The following is a 17,902-nucleotide window of genomic DNA, read 5'->3' as shown; positions in this document are numbered from 1 at the left end:
GTGCCTCGACACGGCACGCGCGGCGCGTGCCCCGGCTGACACGGGGCCGCAACATGCGGCGGCCACTATCGTTGGCCGGAGCGCACGGCCGGTGCGCGGATGCGCCGCCCCGGCTATCGGGCTCTTTGAGATTTTCAATTAGCCCGGCCTCCGGGGATGACGCATAATCCATGTTCGTTGCGCTGCTCTCCGGCCCCCTGCGGGATGGCGGCGCGAGCGTCTCTCTTCAACCGTATCCAGGAGCAGTCTATGAAGACCGTTGGTGACAAGATCGAAGCCTTCCACGTCGTCGGTGTCAAGCCGGGTTTCAACAACCATGAAGAGAATGGCCAGTCGGCATTCGAAGACATCACCGAGAAGTCGTTCGAAGGCAAGTGGAAGATCATTTACTTCTACCCGAAGGACTTCACCTTCGTGTGCCCGACCGAAATCGTCGCCTTCGCCAAGCTCAACGGCGACTTCGCCGACCGCGACGCGATCGTGCTGGGCGGCTCGACCGACAACGAATTCGTGAAGCTGGCATGGCGCCGCGAACACAAGGACCTGAACAAGCTGGACCAATGGCAATTCGCCGACGTGACCGGCTCGCTGATCGACCAGCTCGGCGTGCGTGACCACGCTGCCGGCGTCGCCCTGCGCGCCACCTTCATCGTCGACCCGGACAACGTGATCCAGCACGTTTCGGTGAACAACCTGAACGTCGGCCGCAACCCGGACGAAGTCCTGCGCATCCTGGACGGCCTGCAAACGGACGAACTGTGCCCGTGCAACCGCGCCGTTGGCGGCGCCACGCTGTAAGCTTCAGTACGGCTTGCATGCAGCGCGGACTGCCGGCGCCACAAGGCCGGCAGTTTGCGGCGATCTGCGCGCGGGCTCCGGCCCGCGTCTCAAAACCCGCCCCGGCGGGTTTTTTGAGCCCCTACCGATAGGAGATTTGTATGGAATTCATCAGCACGATTAAGGGCCTGATTCCCGACTACGCCAAGGATATCCGCCTGAACCTCGACGGCACCATCGCGCGCTCCTCGCTCGAAGGCAACGATGCCGTGGCCGTGGCCCTGGCCGCCGCCTTCGCCGCCAAGAGCCGCGTGCTCGTCGACGCGATCCGCAACTCGGGCGTGCTGTCGCCCGAGGAAACCAACGCGGTGCTGACCGCCGCCGCGCTGATGGGCATGAACAACGTCTGGTATCCGTACATCGAGATGGCCGACGATCCCGACCTCGCCAGCCAGCCCGCGGGCCTGCGCATGAACGCGTACGCCACGCACGGCGGCGTGGACAAGCGCCGCTTCGAGATGTACGCGCTGGCCGCGTCCATCGTCGGCAAGTGCCACTTCTGCGTCAAGTCGCACTATCAGCTGCTCAAGAACGAGCAAGGCATGACCGCGCAGCAGCTGCGCGACGTGGGCCGCATCGCCGCCGTGATCGTGGCGGCCGCCAACGTGATCGCCGCGGAGTAAGCATCCCGCGGGCGGGAGTGCAAGCGCCTTCCCGCCACGCCGGCCTTGGTGCCGGCCCTCGCACCGGCATTTGTTGCCGGTGCGCCAAGGCGGTAATTCACTGACTGCTTTTGTGCTCCGAAGGGCCTACAATCCAGCAAGGTCACAGCCCTTGCCCCCGCCATGAGCACCCTTCCCTCGCATACCTCCCCGCGTTTCCGCTACCGCCTGGCCGCCGTGCACGACTGGGGCGACATTGCCGCCGTGACCCAGCAGGCTTACGGGCAATACGAGCTGGAGATCATGGAGGACTGCCGCGCGTCCTTCCAGCAGGGCATGAAGTCCGTGCTGGCGGCGAATACCTCGGAAATGGAATGGTGGGTGGCGGAAAGTGATCACGGCATCAGCGGTGCCGTGCTGTTCTGCCATCCCGGCGCGACCGTGCCGGTGCTCGACGGCAGCACCGTCACGCTGGCCCTGCCGGAGGCGCGCCTGCTGGCGGTCAGCCCGCAGGCGCGCGGGCTTGGCCTGGGGCGCACGCTGATGCAGGTCTGCATCCAGCGCACGCGCGACATCGGCGCCGGCGCGCTGCTGGTGCGCGCCATGCCCGAGATGAAATCCGCCAACCGGCTGTGCGAGCAGATGGGCTTCGTCAAGCGCACCGAGGCCGGCGCGCGCTCGGGCCCGATGGCCCGCCTGATCGACTACATCTACGCCGTGCCGCCCGAAGACGCGGCCGCGCCCAAGGGCTGAGCGCGCGCCGCGCGCTGCGCTTCTCCCGCCTTCCTCAGTCCTGCGGCGGCGCGATCGCGCCGCGCCAGATCAGCACCACCGCCTGCGCCACGATGCCTTCCTGGCGCCCCTCGAAGCCGAGCTTTTCGTTGGTCTTGGCCTTGACGTTGCAGCTCGACGGCGGCAGCTCCAGATCCTCGGCCAGGTTCGCCACCATGGCGCCGATATGCGGCGCGAGCTTCGGCTGCTGCGCGATCACCGTGGCATCCACGTTGCCGATCTCGTAGCCGGCCTCGCGCACGCGGCGGGCCGCCTCGCGCAGCAGCACGCGGCTGTCGGCGCCGGCGAAGCGCTCGTCGGTGTCGGGGAAATGGCGGCCGATGTCGCCCAGGCCGGCCGCGCCGAACAGCGCGTCGGTGATGGCGTGGAGCAGCGCATCCGCGTCGGAATGACCCAGCAGGCCGCGGTCGTGGGGAATGTCCACGCCGCCCAGGATGAGCTTGCGCCCGGGCACCAGGGCATGCACGTCGTAGCCTTGGCCGACACGGATATCGAATGGGGTCATGGAAGCGTCACTCCTTCAGGAAAGGGACAGATTGTTCGGGATGGCGGTTCACGGCCTGGCGGCGGCTTCGTCCAGCAGCAACTCCGCCAGCGCGAAGTCTTCGGGATAGGTCACCTTGAAATTGCGCAGCGAGCCGTTGACCAGGCGCGGATGCAGCCCCAGCCGCTCGATGGCGCTGGCTTCGTCCGTCACCACCGCGCCGGCCGCCAGCGCTTCCTGCAGGGCCTGGCGCAGCACGCCGATGCGGAACATCTGCGGCGTCTGCGCCTGCCACAGGCCTTCGCGCGAGACGGTGGCGCCGATGCGCACCACCGCGCCCTCGTCTGCCTGCGCCGGCGCGGCGCTGGCGCGCTTGAGCGTGTCGGGCACCGGAATCGCCAGGATGCCGCCGATGGCCGCGTCGGGGCCGTCCTCCTCGCCGCCCTCGCCGCCGCCGGCACCGTCGCCCTCCACCGCGCGCACCAGCGCGTGGATCATGGCGGGGGTCAGCCCGGGGCGCGCGGCGTCGTGCACCAGCACCCAGTCGCGGTCGCTCGCGCCGAGCTGCGCCAGGTGATGCAGCCCCGCCAGCACCGAGGCATGGCGCGTATCGCCGCCCACGAAGGCGGTGTCGAAGCGCAGCCCGGCAAAGGTCTCGGCGCCGAAGCGCGACTCCAGCGGCATGTCGTCCGGCGCCAGCACCAGCGCGGTGGCGCTGATGGCATCGCAGGCGGCAAAGGCGGCCAGCGCGTACCAGATCATCGGCCGGCCGGCCACGATCTGGTATTGCTTGGGCAAACTGCCGCCGGCGCGGCTGCCGGTACCGGCACAGGGAATCAGGGCAAAACGGCGGACAGACACGGATAGCGCAAGGGACAAAAGTGGGTGCGGGGCACGGGACGCGCGGCAAGGCCTGCGGATTCGGGCCGCCACGCAACGGAAGGAAGGCGCAAGGCGGGCAAACGCGGCTCTTGATGCGCAGCTCTTAGCTCTTGAAACGGCTGTTGAAACGTGGATTCGGAGCGCATTCTATAATACGGCCTTCGCTCGCGGACAAGCGGGCAATGAAAGTGCAATGCCTGTCCGTCTTGCGCAGGCCCAGCAGCAGCGACACCCCGCCCGCGACGCCGGCGGGGTGTCGCTGCTGCGCGGCCGGCGCTTTTGGCGTCCGCTTGGCGTCCGCTTGGCGCCTGTTTCGTCCGTTTTGCGCCCGTTCGCGCCCACTTTGCACCCGATAGCGTCCGCTCGCCTGCCGCAGCAAGGCCCCCGCACCCCAACCGCCAGTCCGTACCCGATGCCCGAAGCCAATCGTCCCGCCCCTTTCGCCAGCCTGCCCTTGGTCAAGGCAGGCCAGCGCAACACCATCGCCGGCCTGCCAGGCTCCGCCGATGCGCTTGCGCTGGCCGCCTACGCGCGCCAGCACCGCGAGCGCGTGCCGATGCTGGCGGTGGTCTGCGCCAACGCGACCGACGCGCAGCGGCTGGCCGACGAGATCCCGTGGTTCGCGCCCGAGCTGCGCGTGCGCCTGCTGCCGGACTGGGAGACCCTGCCCTACGACAGCTTCTCGCCGCACCAGGACCTCGTCTCGGAGCGGCTGGCCACGCTGCACGACATCCAGGGCGGCCAGTGCGACATCATGCTGGTGCCGGCGCAGACCGTGCTGTACCGGCTGGCGCCGCCGGCCTTCCTGGCGGCCTACACTTTCTTCTTCAAGCAGGGCGAGCGGCTCGACGAAAACGCGCTCAAGGCCCAGTTCACGCTGGCCGGCTACGAGCATGTGAGCGCGGTGATGCGGCCCGGCGAGTACAGCGTGCGCGGCGGCCTGATCGATCTCTACCCGATGGGCTCCGCGCTGCCCTACCGCATCGACCTGTTCGGCGACGAGGTCGAGACCATCCGCGCGTTCGACCCCGACACGCAGCGCAGCCTGTATCCGGTCAAGGAAGTGCGGCTGCTGCCGGGCCGCGAATTCCCGCTCGACGAAGCCGCGCGCACCGCCTTCCGCGGCCGCTGGCGCGAGAGGTTCGAGGGCGACCCGACGCGCTCGCCGATCTACAAGGACATCGGCAACGGCGTGCCGTCCGCCGGCATCGAGTACTACCTGCCGCTGTTCTTCGAGGAAACGGCGACCGCGTTCGACTACCTGCCCGCGGGCAGCCAGCTCGCCTTCGTGGGCGACGTGCCCGACGCCATCCGCCGCTTCTGGGCCGACACCACGCAGCGCTACAACTTCATGCGGCACGACCGCGAGCGCCCGCTGCTCACGCCCGCCACCCTGTTCCTCTCCGACGAGCAGTTCTTCACCGCCGCCAAACCGCTGGCGCGCCTGGTGCTGCAGGCCACCGCCAACGACGGCAACGCCGCCGACGCCACGCCGCTGGCCGAGGCGCTGCCCGACGTCTCGGTCAACCGGCGCGCCGAAGACCCGCTGGTCAACCTCGAAGCGCTGCTGCTCAGGAAAGACCGCCGCGTGCTGATGTGCGCCGACTCCGCCGGCCGGCGCGAGACGCTGGTGCAGTTGTTCGCCGAGAGCGGCCTGCGCCCGCTGCCGGTGGACGATTTCGCCGCCTTCCTGGCCGGCGACTCGCATTTCTCCATCGCGGTGGCGCCGCTGCAGAGCGGCTTCGCGCTGCCGGCCGCCGACGGCGGCGCGCCGCTGGCCTTCGTCACCGAAGCCGAGCTCTACTCGGGCGTGGCGCGCCGCACCGGCCGCCGCAAGCAGGAGCAGGCCAGCGCCGTCGACTCGATGGTGCGCGACCTGGCCGAACTCAAGATCGGCGACCCGGTGGTGCACAGCGAGCACGGCATCGGCCGCTACCAGGGGCTGGTCACGCTCGACCTGGGCCAGGGCAACGAAGAATTCCTGCACCTGGACTACGAGAAAGGCAGCAAGCTCTACGTGCCGGTGCACCAGTTGCACGTGATCTCGCGCTACTCCGGCGCGGACCCCGACACCGCGCCGCTGCACTCGCTCGGCTCCGGCCAGTGGGAACGCGCCAAGCGCCGCGCCGCGCAGCAGATCCGCGACACCGCCGCCGAGCTGCTCAACCTGTACGCGCGCCGCGCCGCGCGCGAGGGCCACGCCTTCCCGCTCTCGCCCCGGGACTACGAGAAGTTCGCCGAGAGCTTCGGCTTCGAGGAAACGCCGGACCAGGCCGCGGCCATCTCCGCGGTGATCGCCGACATGACCTCGGGCAAGCCGATGGACCGCCTGGTGTGCGGCGACGTGGGCTTCGGCAAGACCGAGGTGGCGCTGCGCGCGGCCTTCGTCGCCGTGATGGGCGGCAAGCAGGTGGCCATGCTGGCGCCCACCACGCTGCTGGCCGAGCAGCATTTCCACAACCTCTCCGACCGCTTCGCCGAATGGCCGGTGCGCATCGTCGAGCTGTCGCGCTTCAAGACCAGGAAGGAGATCGACGGCGCCATCAAGATGATCAACGACGGCACCGCCGACATCGTCATCGGCACCCACAAGATGCTGTCGGACGACGTGCGCTTCCAGCGCCTGGGCCTGGTCATCATCGACGAGGAACACCGCTTCGGCGTGCGCCAGAAGGAAGCGCTCAAGACCCTGCGCGCTGAGGTCGACGTGCTGACGCTGACCGCCACGCCGATCCCGCGCACGCTGGGCATGGCGCTCGAAGGCCTGCGCGACTTCTCCGTGATCGCCACCGCGCCGCAGAAGCGCCTGGCCATCAAGACCTTCGTGCGGCGCGAGGAAGACGGCGTGCTGCGCGAGGCCATCCTGCGCGAGCTCAAGCGCGGCGGCCAGGTCTATTTCCTGCACAACGAGGTCGAGACCATCGAGAACAAGCGCGCCAAGCTCGCCGAGCTGGTGCCGGAGGCGCGCATCGCGGTGGCGCACGGCCAGATGCACGAGCGCGAGCTGGAACGCGTGATGCGCGATTTCGTCGCGCGGCGCGACAACATCCTGCTGTGCACCACCATCATCGAGACCGGCATCGACGTGCCGACCGCCAACACCATCCTGATCCACCGCGCCGACAAGTTCGGCCTGGCGCAGCTGCACCAGCTGCGCGGGCGCGTCGGGCGCTCGCACCACCAGGCCTACGCCTACATGCTGGTGCATGACGTGGACGGCCTGAGCAAGCTGGCGCAGCGCCGGCTCGAGGCGATCCAGCAGATGGAGGAACTGGGCTCGGGCTTCTACCTGGCCATGCACGACCTGGAAATCCGCGGCGCCGGCGAAGTGCTCGGCGACAAGCAGTCGGGCGAGATCCACGAGATCGGCTTCCAGCTCTACACCGACATGCTCAACGCCGCCGTCAAGGCGCTCAAGGCGGGCAAGGAACCGGACCTGATGGCGCCGCTGGCGGCCACCACCGAGATCAACCTCGGCACGCCGGCGCTGCTGCCCAGCGACTATTGCACCGACGTGCACGAGCGCCTGTCGCTGTACAAGCGCCTGGCCAACTGCGAGACGGCCGAGCGCGTGGACGATATCCAGGAAGAACTGATCGACCGCTTCGGCCGCCTGCCGGACCAGGCCCAGGCGCTGATCGAGACGCACCGGCTGCGCATTGCCGCGGTGCCGCTGGGCGTGCGCAAGATCGACGCCAACGAGGCCGCCATCAGCATGCAGTTCCTGCCCAACCCGCCCGTCGACGCGCTCAAGATCATCGAGCTGGTGCAGAAAAACCGCCATATCAAGCTGGCCGGCCAGGACAAGCTTCGCGTCGAAGGCAAGATGCCCGACGTGGCGGTGCGCGCGCAGACCATCAAGCACACGCTGCGCCAGTTGGCCTGATAACTGGCCTGATCATTGCTCCCCTGTGCCCGCCTCCCCGGCTTTTCGCGCCGGGGCGGGCCACGATGGTGCGCCGTGCATGGACCCATGGTCCGGCACGGTGTAGCATCGTTCGCTTAACACGTTATCCAAAGCCATACCAAAGGCAACCTGCCATGCAAGCCGACACCCTCAGCAAGCCTGCCGACGCCGCCGCCCGCGGCAGCGCCCTCGACTGGATCCAGCGCCTGGTCAGCTACGACACCACCAGCCGTCATTCCAACCTCGGCCTGATCGAGGCGGTGCGCGACCATTTCCTGGCCAAGGGCCTGCGCCCGCACCTGAGCTACAACCCGCAGAACGACAAGGCCAACCTGTTCGTCACCGTGCCCGCCGCCGACGGCGCCACCGATGGCGGCATCGTGCTGTCCGGCCACACCGACGTGGTGCCGGTGGACGGCCAGAACTGGACCACCGACCCGTTCAAGCCGGTGGTGCGCGACGGCCGCCTGTACGGCCGCGGCACCTGCGACATGAAGGGCTTCATCGGCACCAGCCTGGCGCTGCTGCCCGCCATCCTGCAGGCGAAGCTGCGCGAGCCGGTGCACTATGCGCTCTCGTTCGACGAGGAAATCGGCTGCATGGGCGCGCCCTACCTGCTGGCCGAGCTGCGCGAGCGCGGCGTGCGCCCGGCCGGCTGCATCGTGGGCGAGCCCACCAGCATGCGCGTGATCGTGGCGCACAAGGGCATCAACGCCTACCGCTGCTGCGTCAAGGGCCAGGCCGCGCATTCGTCGCTCACGCCCAAGGGCGTCAACGCCATCGAATACGCCGCGCGCCTGATCTGCTTCATCCGCGACATCGCCGACGAGTTCAAGGCCAACGGCCCGTACGACCAGGCCTTCGACGTGCCGTTCACCACCGCCTCGACCGGCACCATCCAGGGCGGCATCGCGCTCAACACCATCCCGGCGCTGTGCGAGTTCGTGTTCGAGTTCCGCAACCTGCCCGGCGTCGACCCGGAAGCGATCTTCGCGCGCATCCAGGCCTATGCCAACGACGTGCTGCTGCCGAAGATGCGCGCCGAACACGCCGACGCCGGCCTGGCCATCAGCAAGATCGCCGCCGCCCCCTCGCTCGACGTGGCCGAGCAGGAAGCCATCACGCAGCTGGTGCGCGCGCTGACCGCCGACCGCGACGTCAACAAGGTCGCCTACGGCACCGAGGCCGGGCTGTTCCAGCGCGCCGGCATCCCGGCCGTGGTGTGCGGCCCCGGCGATATCCAGCAGGCCCACAAGCCGGACGAGTACGTCGAGCTGGCACAGCTGGCCGCGTGCGAGTCGTTCCTGCACAAGGTGATCGACAGCCTGCGCGTGAACTGAGCGAATCCGGACCGCGGGGCCGGCGCGCGCGCGGACGTTTACAATACGGGTCCTCGCCGCCCCGGCGGCCTGCTTTTGCTTTTCCGCATCCAACGTCACCTGGCGCGCCGCGCGCCCGCATTCACGCCATGCCCCTGATTCTCCAAAGCCCCGCGCCGATCGGCGCCGCCGACCTCGACGCGCTGCGTTCCCTGGCCCAGGCGCCGCAACTGGCCGCGCGCACCGACCTGGTGGCGGCCGCCGACGACTGCGCGCCGCTGACACCCGCCCTGCGCGAGGCGCTCGACACGTTCTGCGGCCCGCGCGCGATCGACTGGGCCATCGTGCCGGCCGGCCGCAGGCTGTCGGACTTCCGGCTGGTGGCGATGGACATGGACTCCACGCTCATCACCATCGAGTGCATCGACGAGATCGCCGATTTCTGCGGCCTCAAGGCCGAAGTCTCGGCCATCACCGAAGCCGCCATGCGCGGCGAGATCACCGATTTCAACGAAAGCCTGCGCCGCCGCGTGGCGCTGCTCAAGGGCCTCGACGCCAGCGTCCTGGACCGCGTCTACGAGGAGCGCCTGCGCCTGTCGCCGGGCGCCGCGGACATGCTGCAAGCCGTGCAGGTGCTTGGCCTGCGTACGCTGCTGGTATCGGGCGGCTTCGTGCATTTCACCGACAAGCTCAAGCCGCGCCTGGGACTCGACTACACCCGCGCCAACACGCTGGAGATCGTCGACGGCAAGCTCACGGGCCAGGTGCTCGGCGAGATCGTCAACGCCGACGTGAAGGCCCGCACGGTGCGCGAGGTGTGCGCGCAGATCGGCGCCGATCCCGCCCAGGCCATCGTCATGGGCGACGGCTCCAACGACCTCAAGATGATGGCCGTGGCCGGCCTCTCGGTGGCATTCCGCGCCAAGCCGGTAGTACGCGCGCAGGCCAGCGTGGCGTTCAACCACGTCGGGCTCGACGGCCTGCTGCAACTGTTCCCGCACTGATGCGGGGCGCCCTCCCGGGGGCGCCCGCAGCCCGCCTGCCCCGGCGCCCGCCCGGGGTTTCCCGCCTTGCCTGGTCTCGCCTGAGCGCTGCCGCCCCGCGGGCGGATGGCCGCCGCGATGCACCGTTGCGGGGCAAATAATCCCCGCCAGGCTTGCAAGTTTAAATCGCAATCATTATCATTTGCCTTTCTCGGAACTGTCCTAATCGGTCCTAACTTTTCCATGCAAGTGCTTGCCGTGCTGCTTGGGTTGGGCGGCGCTTGTTGTTTCTACCTTGCATCGCCCAACCAGCGCCTCCTGCCGTCCTTCGCCGCCGCGGCGGCGCGCAGCAGCGCGTGGCTTTGCCGGGCGGCGGCGCTGGCCGTCGCCGCCTCGGCCTGGGCCTGGAGCGCGGCGCAGGGCTGGCCTTGCGCCGTCGCCGCGACGCTGGCCACGGTCGGCACCGGCCTGTCGCTGTGGCCGTTCGCCGGCGCCTATCTCGAAGCCCGGCGCCAGGGCCGGCAGCAGGCGGGAGCCGCCCGATGACGGCGGCGAGCGTGCGCAGCCCGCGCAAGCCCCAGCCCGGCATGGGCACCAAGTGGCTGGCCGGCACGCTGCTGGGCCTGCCCCTGTCGGTGGCGCTGTGCGCGCTGGCGGTGATCTGGCTGCCGGGCGGCTGGCAAAGCGGCGCGATCGGCGCCATGCTGGCCTGCCTGCCGCTGTGGGTGGCCATGATCAGCGCCGCCTTGCTGTTCCGCAGCAGCCGCGCCGCCTGGCTGTGGCTGGCGGCCGGCAATGCCGCCGCCTTCGGCGCGCTGTGGGCGTGGCGCCTGCTGGCGCCCGGCGCGGCATGATCCGGCGCACCAGGAGCGACACATGAAAGCCGCCACGCTGCGCCTTTACCAGACCCTGCATACCTGGGTCGGCCTGATGGCCGGCTGGGCCTTGTTCATCGCCTTCTTCGCCGGCGCCATCACCGTCTTCCACGAGGAACTGCACACATGGCAGTCGCCGGCACGCACGCTGGCCGCCCGCCCCGTGGCGCCGGACGCCGGCCCCGCTGCGCTGGACCGTTTCATGGGCGCGCTGGTGGCGGCGCATCCGCACAGCGCCGGCAGCGCCTACGTCACGCTGCCGACCATGCACGAGCCGGAGTTCACCGCCTACTGGCAGGACCAGGACGGCACCTGGCGCACCAGCACTTCCGCCAGGCTCGAAGCCGGCAGGAACACGCCGGAGGACACCTCGCTCGAGGCCTCGCGGGGCGAACTGGCAGCCTTCATCGACAGCCTGCACTACACGCTGGGCGTGCCGGTGGCGGGCAACTATTTCATGGGCGCGATCTCGGTGCTGTACGGCCTGGCGCTGGTGTCCGGCGTGCTGCTGCACCTGCCGCGCCTGAAGGCGGACCTGTTTGCCATCCGCCCGGGCCGCAACCTCAAGCGCTTCTGGATGGACGCGCACAATGTGATCGGCCTGTTCAGCCTGCCTTTCCACCTGGTGTTCGCCATCACCGGCGCCGTGCTGTGCCTGGCCATGGTGCTGGTCATGGTGTTCAACACACTGGCCTTCGACGGCAAGCTCTTCGCGGCGCTGCCGCGCATGACCACCGCCTCGCCCGAGCTGAAGGCGGCGGGCCAGCCGGCGCCGATGCTGCCGGCGGCCACGCTGATGGCCGCCGCGCGCGCCAGCGCCGGCGAGAGTTTCACGCCGCTGTCGGTCCGCTACCAGCACTACGGCGACGCCAACGCCCTGATCGAGATCCGCGGCGACACCGCGCGCGCGCTCGGCAACTACGGTTCGGTCTCCGTGCACGCCGCCGCCGGCCAGCCCGACAGCGGCAAGGTGCTGGCCGACCAGACGCCCGCCGGGCGCGACGGCAACCACGCCATCTACAGCGCCATCTACGCCCTGCACTTCGGCACCTACGGCGACCTGGCGCTGCGCCTGGTCTACCTGCTGGCCGGCCTGGCCGGCGCCTTCCTGTTCTATTCCGGCAACCTGCTGTGGATCGAGTCGCGCCGCAAGACCCGCCAGGCCGAGCAGCCGCGCGTGCACCGTCTGCTGGCGCAGGCCACGGTGGGCGTGTGCATCGGCTGCTGCATCGGCGTGGCCGCGGCCTTCTGCGGCGCGCTGGTCTGGCCCGGACGCGCGGCCGGCTGGCACTATTTCCCGGTGTTCTTCGCCGCGCTGGCGTGGGCGCTGCTGCGCGCGCCGGCACGCGCCGCCATCGAGCTGCTGTGGGCTGCCGCGGCCGGCGCCGTGCTGGTGCCGGTGGTCAACGCGGCGGTGACCGGCGACTACCTGTGGAACGCGGCGCTCGCGGGCCACTGGGCCGTGGCCGGCTTCGACTTCGGCGCGCTGGCGCTGGCCTGCGGCTTTGCCGTGCTGGCCCTGGCCACGCGCCGCCGCGCCCGCAACGGGCCGCCGCATTCGGTGTGGGCCCTGCCGGCGCGCGGCGACCCCGCCGCCGCGGCCAAGGCGCCGGCGTCGCTGGCCGAGCCGTCCTGAGCGCCGCGGCGCCCTCCTTTCATCCGCTTTCGTCGTACCCATCCAGGCCCGCCAGCGGGCTGGCCTGGCCTCACTTTTCCTAAAGAACCGCTTCTATGCCTTCTCTTCGCCCATCGCAAGGGTGCGCCGCCGCATGCGCGCCCGCCCTCCGGCTCTCGCCTGTCGCCAGCGCGGTGCTGAGCCTGACCCTCGCCTTCGCCGCGCTGCCGGCGCTCGCCCAGGCCCAGGCCGAAGCCACCTTGCCGACCGCCACCGTGTCCGCCTCGCGCGATGCGGAGCCGGCCAAGGTCGAACGCGTGAGCGGCGGCGCGCTGGGCGACCGCAAGCCGGTGGACACGCCGTTCTCGGTGGTCGGCGTCACCAGCGAAGAGATCCAGGAGCGCATGGCGCAGACCGCCAACGACGTCTTCAAGTACGACCCCTCGGTGTCCATCCTGGGCGACAACACGCGCACCGAGAATTCGTATTTCGCCGTGCGCGGCATGCGCGTTGACCCGCTCAACGGCACCAAGGTGGACGGCCAGAATTTCGTGGCCTGGGATACCGAGCTGCCGCTGGAGCCGTTCGAGCAGGTAGAACTGCTCAAGGGCCTGTCCGGCTTCATGTACGGCTTCGGCTCGCCCGGCGGCATCATCAACTACGTGGTCAAGCGCCCCACCGACACGCCCTATCGCCAGTTCACCTTCGGCTACCAGGCCAACAACATCTGGAGCGAGAAGCTCGACCTCGGCGGCCGCTTCGGCGTCGACGACCGCTTCGGCTACCGCATCAATGCCGTCAACGAGGAAGGCAACTCGGTGGACCCGAACGTGCACGTGCGCCGCCAGGTCTTCTCGCTGGCCACCGACTTCCGCATCACGCCGGACCTGACCTGGTCGGCCGACGTCATGTACTGGAAGCGCAAGACCAGCGGCACGCTCTTCGGCATGTCCTTCGCGCCCGGCGTGGACGTGCCCAGCGCCAGCAAGGTCGCGCGCGACATCGTCCAGCCCTACTCCTCGCACGAGACCGACACCACCACCGTGGGCACCGGACTGGACTACCGCATCAACGACGCCTGGAAGGCCAGCTTCAAGTACCGCTTCGCGCGCGAGAACCGCCTGAACGCGGACAGCTTCCTGTTCGTCGAGGACGCCGCCGGCAATTTCGCCGACACGCAGTACCGCTGGAAGACGGCCTACTACTACCAGGCCTACGATGCGATGGTGCAGGGCAAGTTCGATACCGGCGGCATCAAGCACGAGGTGGTGGCCGGCGTCGGCTACCAGACCCAGGTGCGCGAGCTGGATTCCGGCCTCGGCGGCGACGGCATCTACCTGGGCGAGAGCAACCTGTACAACCCGGTGCCGCTGCCCGAGCAGGCCGGCGTGGGCAAGGACTACATGCCCTACCGCGACTACAAGATCACGCAGAAGTCGCTCTACCTGAGCGACACCATCCAGTTCACGCAGCGTTTCTCGGTGCTGGCCGGCCTGCGCTACACGGACTTCGCCCAGAGCAACTACGACACCTCGGCCCAGACCACCTCGCGCTACAAGGCCAGCCCGGTCTCGCCGACGGTGGCGCTGATGTACAAGACCGACGACTTCTCCACCGCCTACTTCAGCTACGTGCAGGCGCTGGAGCAAGGCGGCTCGGCCGGCATCACCAACGCCAACTACCCGACCGTCTACGGCCCGCTCAAGAGCAAGCAGTACGAAATCGGCTTCAAGACCGAGCGCCGCGACTGGGGCGCCAACGTGGCGCTGTTCCGCGTGGACCGCGGCTACGAGTACACCAACACCTCGAACGTGTTCGTGCAGGACGGCACGCAGCGCTTCACCGGCCTGGACACCAGCGGCTGGCTGCGCATCGCGCGCGACGTCCGGCTGCTGGGCGGCGTGATGTGGCTCAACGCCAAGGCGCACGGCGTGGACGATCCCGCCATCGACGGCAACCGCGTGTACGCCACGCCGCGCTACATCGCCACCGCCCGCGTCGAGTACGACACGCCGTTCCTGCGCGGCCTGACGCTGTCGGCCGGCGCCAAGATCACCGGCGACATGTACGTGAACTCGGCCAACACGCAGAAGGTGCCGTCCTACACCACCGTGGACCTGGGCGCGCGCTACCTGACCAAGATCGCCGGCAAGGCGGTGACGCTGCGCGCCACCGTCAACAACGTGGCCAACAAGCGCTTCTGGACCACCACCTACGACGGCTTCGTGCTGCCGGGCGCTTCGCGCACCTTCCTGGCCAACGCCAGCGTGCAGTTCTGATCCCGCTGCCGGCGCCTGCGCGCGCGCCATGAAAAACGGCCCCGCCGATGCCTGGGCGGGGCCGTTTTCGCATGCGGGACGGATTCAGGCGCGCAGCGTCGCCTCCATCGCCGCGCGCAGGTCGGCGATCAGGTCGCGCGTGTCTTCCAGGCCGATGTACAGGCGCACCAGTTCTCCGCTGCCTTCCCAGCCGGCCGGCGGCCAGCTGCCCGCGGGCCGCATGGTCTGCACGTGGTACGGCACCGCCAGGCTGTGCGCGCCGCCCCAGGACCAGCCGATGGCGAACAGGCGCAGCGCCTCGACGAAGGCGTCGACCTGCGCGCGCGTATAGCGGTCGCGCAGCACGATCGAGAACAGGCCGCTGGCACCGGTGAAATCGCGCCGCCAGAACTCGTGCCCCGGGCAGTCGGGCAGCGCCGGGTGCAGGACCCTGGCCACCTCCGGGCGCTGGCAGAGCCATTCGGCCACTTCGCGCGCGGCGCGGTCGTGCGCGGCCAGCCGCACCGGCATGCTCGGCAGCGAACGCAGCACCAGGTAGCAGTCGTCAGCGGACACGCCCCAGCCCATCAGCATGCGGGAGCGCCTGATGCGGTCGTGGAGCTTGTCGTCGCGGGTCAGCACCGCGCCCATCAGCACGTCGCTGCCGCCCGACTGGTACTTGGTCAGCGCCTGCACCGAGATGTCGATGCCGTGGTCGAACGGGCGGAAATAGACGCCGGCCGACCAGGTGTTGTCGATGGCGGTGAGCACGCCGCGCGCGCGCGCCGCGGCCACGATGGCCGCGGTGTCGGGAATCTCCATGGTCACCGAGCCCGGCGACTCCATCCAGACCAGCCTGGTGTTCGGGCGGATCAGGCCCGCGATGCCGGCGCCGATCATGGGGTCGTAGTAGCGCACCGACACGCCGAAATCGCGCGCCAGCCATTCGCCGTGCTCGCGGTTGGGACCGTAGACGTTGTCGGGCACCAGCACGTCGTCGCCCGACTTGACCAGCGCGAAATACACCTGCGAGATCGCCGCCAGGCCGGACGGCAGCAGCAGCGTGTGGCGGGCGCCTTCGATCAGCGCCAGATGCTGGCACAGCGCCTCGCTGGTGGGCGTGGCATGCAGCCCGTAGCGCCAGTAGGTCGTGTTGCCGTCGCCATGCGCGCGCAGCTCCGCGAGGCTGCGGAAGACCACGGTAGAGCCGCGGTGCGTGGGCGGCGAGAACGAGGCGAAGCCGGGCGCGATATCCAGTTCCGGCTGGACGGCCACGGTTTGCAGGAAGGCGGGCTGGGGAGCTGGCTGGGGAGCGGACGGCTCGGGCGGCTGGCGGTCGGACACGATGATTCCTTGTCTGGCGATGACTCGATGAGCCTCCGAGCTTACCAGCATTCGGGCGCATGTTGGCCCGGGGTGCCTTCGCCTTCGCCTGGCCAGTTGCCCGCTAGCGGCCGGAGATCGACGACTTCGGCGGCGGCGGCGCGTAGGTGATGCCGCTGCCGGGCGTCATGTCGAACGGCGGGATCACCAGCACGCCCAGCGGCCGGATCATGAAGGGCAGGACGATGGCCGGGTTGGCCGGGTCGGTCCAGTGGCCGCGCACCGCGCCGGCGGCATCGATGGCGCCTTCCCAGTTGCCGGTCACGTGGGTGCCGTCGCTGGATTCTTCCATCAGGAAACCGCCATTCTCATACTCGCCGGCCAGCAGGCGCACGCCGCCCGGGCCCACGCTGTATTCGCCGTGCACGCTGTCGCGCTCGTCCGGCTTGGGGCCGATGCGCAGGCGCACCGGCTGGTCGCCCAGCGTGCCCACATAGACCGGCAGCGATGCGTATTCGGGACGCGGCGCAAGCGGCCGGGGCGCGCCCGTGGAGATTTCCGTGCCGCGTCTTGCCTCGCCGTCGCGGATCGCCTGGCCGATGCCGAAGCCCTGCCCGCCGGCCCCGGCGGGCGCCGTGGACAGCTCGGCGCCGCCGGCGGCCAGCGCGGCGCCGGCCAGCATGGCCGCGGCCAGGCCCGACGCCAGCGCCAGCCGGACCCGGAGCGTCATGGAGATCGCCAGGCGACGCAAGGCTGCCTCAGATACGCTCGAAGATGGCCGCGATGCCCTGCCCGCCGCCGATGCACATGGTCACCAGCGCATAGCGGCCCTGCACGCGCTGCAGTTCGTACAGCGCCTTGACCGTGATCAGCGCGCCGGTGGCGCCGATCGGATGGCCGAGCGAAATGCCGGAGCCGTTCGGGTTGACCTTGGCCGGATCGAGGCCGAGCGCCTTGGTGACGGCGCAGGCCTGAGCGGCGAAGGCTTCGTTGGCTTCGATCACGTCGAGGTCCGCCACGCTCAGGCCGGCGCGCTCGAGCGCCTTCCTGGTGGCCGGCACCGGGCCGATGCCCATGGTCTTCGGGTCCACGCCGGCATGCGCGTAGGACACCAGGCGCGCCAGCGGCTTGAGGCCGCGCTGCGCGGCCACGCCGCGCTCCATCAGCACCACGGCCGCGGCGGCGTCGTTCAGGCCCGAGGCATTGCCCGCGGTGACGGTGCCGTTTTCCTTGACGAAGACCGGCTTGAGCTTGGTCATGTCGTCGATGGTGGCATCGTGGCGCACGTGCTCGTCGGTGTCGAAGGTCACGTCGCCCTTGCGGGACTTGAGCGTGACCGGCAGGATCTGCTCCTTGAAGTGGCCGGCGCGGATGGCCGCCGAGGCGCGGCGGTGCGATTCCAGCGCGGTCTCGTCCTGCTGGCCGCGGCTGATGTCGTATTCCTTGGCCACGTTCTCGGCGGTCACGCCCATGTGGATGCCGTGGAACGGGTCGTGCAGCGCGCCGAGCATCATGTCGAGCAGCTTGGCGTCGCCCATGCGCGCGCCCCAGCGGGCCGACTGTGCCAGGTACGGCGCGCGGCTCATGCTTTCCGCGCCGCCGCCGATGGCCACGTCGGCATCGCCCAGCATGATGGTCTGCGCGGCGCTCACGATGGCCTGCAGGCCGGAGCCGCACAGGCGGTTGACGGTCAGCGCCGGGGCATCGATGCTGACGCCGCCGTCCACCGCCGCCACGCGGCCCAGGTACATGTCGCGCGGCTCGGTCTGGATGACGTTGCCGAACACCACATGGCCGACCTCGTCGCCACTGACCTGCGCGCGGGACAAGGCCTCGCGCACGACCATGGCACCCATCTGGGTCGGGGAAAAATCCTTCAGGCTGCCGCCGAAGGTACCGATCGCGGTCCGGACGCCGCTCACCACCACCACTTCACGTGTCATCTTGTGTCTCCTGGGCTGATGTTGCAGCGCACAGTATAGCGGCGCGCCGGACAAAGCGAACGACCGTACTTTTACCTAACGC

The 17,902-nt window shown here is 69.6% G+C and carries 15 protein-coding genes; 10 read left to right on the top strand and 5 right to left on the bottom strand.

The features are described from left to right. The first annotated feature begins 249 nt into the window (after positions 1-249). From ACKI2N_RS09020 to ACKI2N_RS09010, 3 genes are all read left to right on the top strand, one after another. Positions 250-798 (top strand): peroxiredoxin, encoded by a 549-nt coding sequence (locus ACKI2N_RS09020; RefSeq protein WP_020201245.1) that lies wholly within the window; start codon positions 250-252, stop codon positions 796-798. A 140-nt stretch (positions 799-938) separates the two neighbouring features. Further along, positions 939-1,460, top strand: coding sequence for a carboxymuconolactone decarboxylase family protein (locus ACKI2N_RS09015; RefSeq protein WP_420993877.1), 522 nt, complete (start codon positions 939-941; stop codon positions 1,458-1,460). 162 nt (positions 1,461-1,622) lie between these two features. After that, positions 1,623-2,192, top strand: coding sequence for a GNAT family N-acetyltransferase (locus ACKI2N_RS09010; RefSeq protein ID WP_420993876.1), 570 nt, complete (start codon positions 1,623-1,625; stop codon positions 2,190-2,192). A gap of 34 nt (positions 2,193-2,226) precedes the next feature. Here ACKI2N_RS09010 and ispF read toward each other — a convergent pair whose 3' ends face one another. Together ispF and ispD are read right to left on the bottom strand one after the other, a co-directional pair. Continuing rightward, a complete protein-coding gene (ispF, locus tag ACKI2N_RS09005) occupies positions 2,227-2,736 on the bottom strand; it encodes a 2-C-methyl-D-erythritol 2,4-cyclodiphosphate synthase (RefSeq protein ID WP_420993875.1) in 510 nt (169 codons plus the stop codon). Positions 2,737-2,784: 48 nt separating this feature from the next. Continuing rightward, positions 2,785-3,576, bottom strand: coding sequence for a 2-C-methyl-D-erythritol 4-phosphate cytidylyltransferase (gene ispD / locus ACKI2N_RS09000; protein WP_420993874.1), 792 nt, complete (start codon positions 3,574-3,576; stop codon positions 2,785-2,787). 433 nt (positions 3,577-4,009) lie between these two features. Between ispD and mfd the strand changes: the two genes are divergently transcribed. The 7 genes from mfd to ACKI2N_RS08965 all read left to right on the top strand — a co-directional run bounded on the left by mfd (position 4,010) and on the right by ACKI2N_RS08965 (position 14,575). Continuing rightward, on the top strand, positions 4,010-7,483 hold the full coding sequence (gene mfd / locus ACKI2N_RS08995; RefSeq protein ID WP_420993873.1) for a transcription-repair coupling factor: 3,474 nt from the start codon (positions 4,010-4,012) through the stop codon (positions 7,481-7,483). A gap of 155 nt (positions 7,484-7,638) precedes the next feature. Beyond that, a complete protein-coding gene (gene argE / locus ACKI2N_RS08990) occupies positions 7,639-8,844 on the top strand; it encodes an acetylornithine deacetylase (RefSeq protein WP_420993872.1) in 1,206 nt (401 codons plus the stop codon). A 128-nt stretch (positions 8,845-8,972) separates the two neighbouring features. Next, positions 8,973-9,827 carry a phosphoserine phosphatase SerB gene (gene serB / locus ACKI2N_RS08985; protein ID WP_420993871.1) on the top strand — a complete coding sequence of 285 codons (855 nt, stop codon included), beginning with the start codon at positions 8,973-8,975 and terminating at the stop codon, positions 9,825-9,827. Between the two features lie 222 nt (positions 9,828-10,049). After that, the gene (locus ACKI2N_RS08980) at positions 10,050-10,352 is read left to right on the top strand and encodes a hypothetical protein (RefSeq protein WP_420993870.1); all 303 of its coding nucleotides are present in this window, start codon (positions 10,050-10,052) and stop codon (positions 10,350-10,352) included. Then, complete coding sequence (locus ACKI2N_RS08975; RefSeq protein ID WP_420993868.1) at positions 10,349-10,660, top strand: hypothetical protein; 312 nt, start codon at positions 10,349-10,351, stop codon at positions 10,658-10,660. Before ACKI2N_RS08980 ends, ACKI2N_RS08975 begins: the two co-directional genes overlap by 4 nt. Before the next feature lie 22 nt (positions 10,661-10,682). Next, positions 10,683-12,317, top strand: coding sequence for a PepSY-associated TM helix domain-containing protein (locus tag ACKI2N_RS08970; RefSeq protein ID WP_420993867.1), 1,635 nt, complete (start codon positions 10,683-10,685; stop codon positions 12,315-12,317). A 173-nt stretch (positions 12,318-12,490) separates the two neighbouring features. Continuing rightward, a complete protein-coding gene (locus ACKI2N_RS08965) occupies positions 12,491-14,575 on the top strand; it encodes a TonB-dependent siderophore receptor (protein WP_420993866.1) in 2,085 nt (694 codons plus the stop codon). A gap of 84 nt (positions 14,576-14,659) precedes the next feature. On the opposite strand, the gene ACKI2N_RS08960 is transcribed toward ACKI2N_RS08965, so the two are convergent. From ACKI2N_RS08960 to bktB, 3 genes are all read right to left on the bottom strand, one after another. Then, positions 14,660-15,898 carry a cystathionine beta-lyase gene (locus ACKI2N_RS08960; protein ID WP_420993865.1) on the bottom strand — a complete coding sequence of 413 codons (1,239 nt, stop codon included), beginning with the start codon at positions 15,896-15,898 and terminating at the stop codon, positions 14,660-14,662. Positions 15,899-16,001: 103 nt separating this feature from the next. Further along, a complete protein-coding gene (locus ACKI2N_RS08955) occupies positions 16,002-16,607 on the bottom strand; it encodes a hypothetical protein (RefSeq protein WP_420993864.1) in 606 nt (201 codons plus the stop codon). A 28-nt stretch (positions 16,608-16,635) separates the two neighbouring features. Then, positions 16,636-17,820: a beta-ketothiolase BktB gene (gene bktB / locus ACKI2N_RS08950; RefSeq protein WP_420993863.1), complete on the bottom strand. Its 1,185-nt coding sequence runs from the start codon at positions 17,818-17,820 to the stop codon at positions 16,636-16,638. Positions 17,821-17,902 lie beyond the last annotated feature (82 nt).

Origin of the sequence: Cupriavidus sp. 30B13 (genome assembly GCF_049059565.2) — a bacterium.
GTDB lineage: Bacteria > Pseudomonadota > Gammaproteobacteria > Burkholderiales > Burkholderiaceae > Cupriavidus.
Note: the sequence above shows the minus strand (reverse complement) of the source record. Positions and strands in the feature narration are given on the sequence as shown.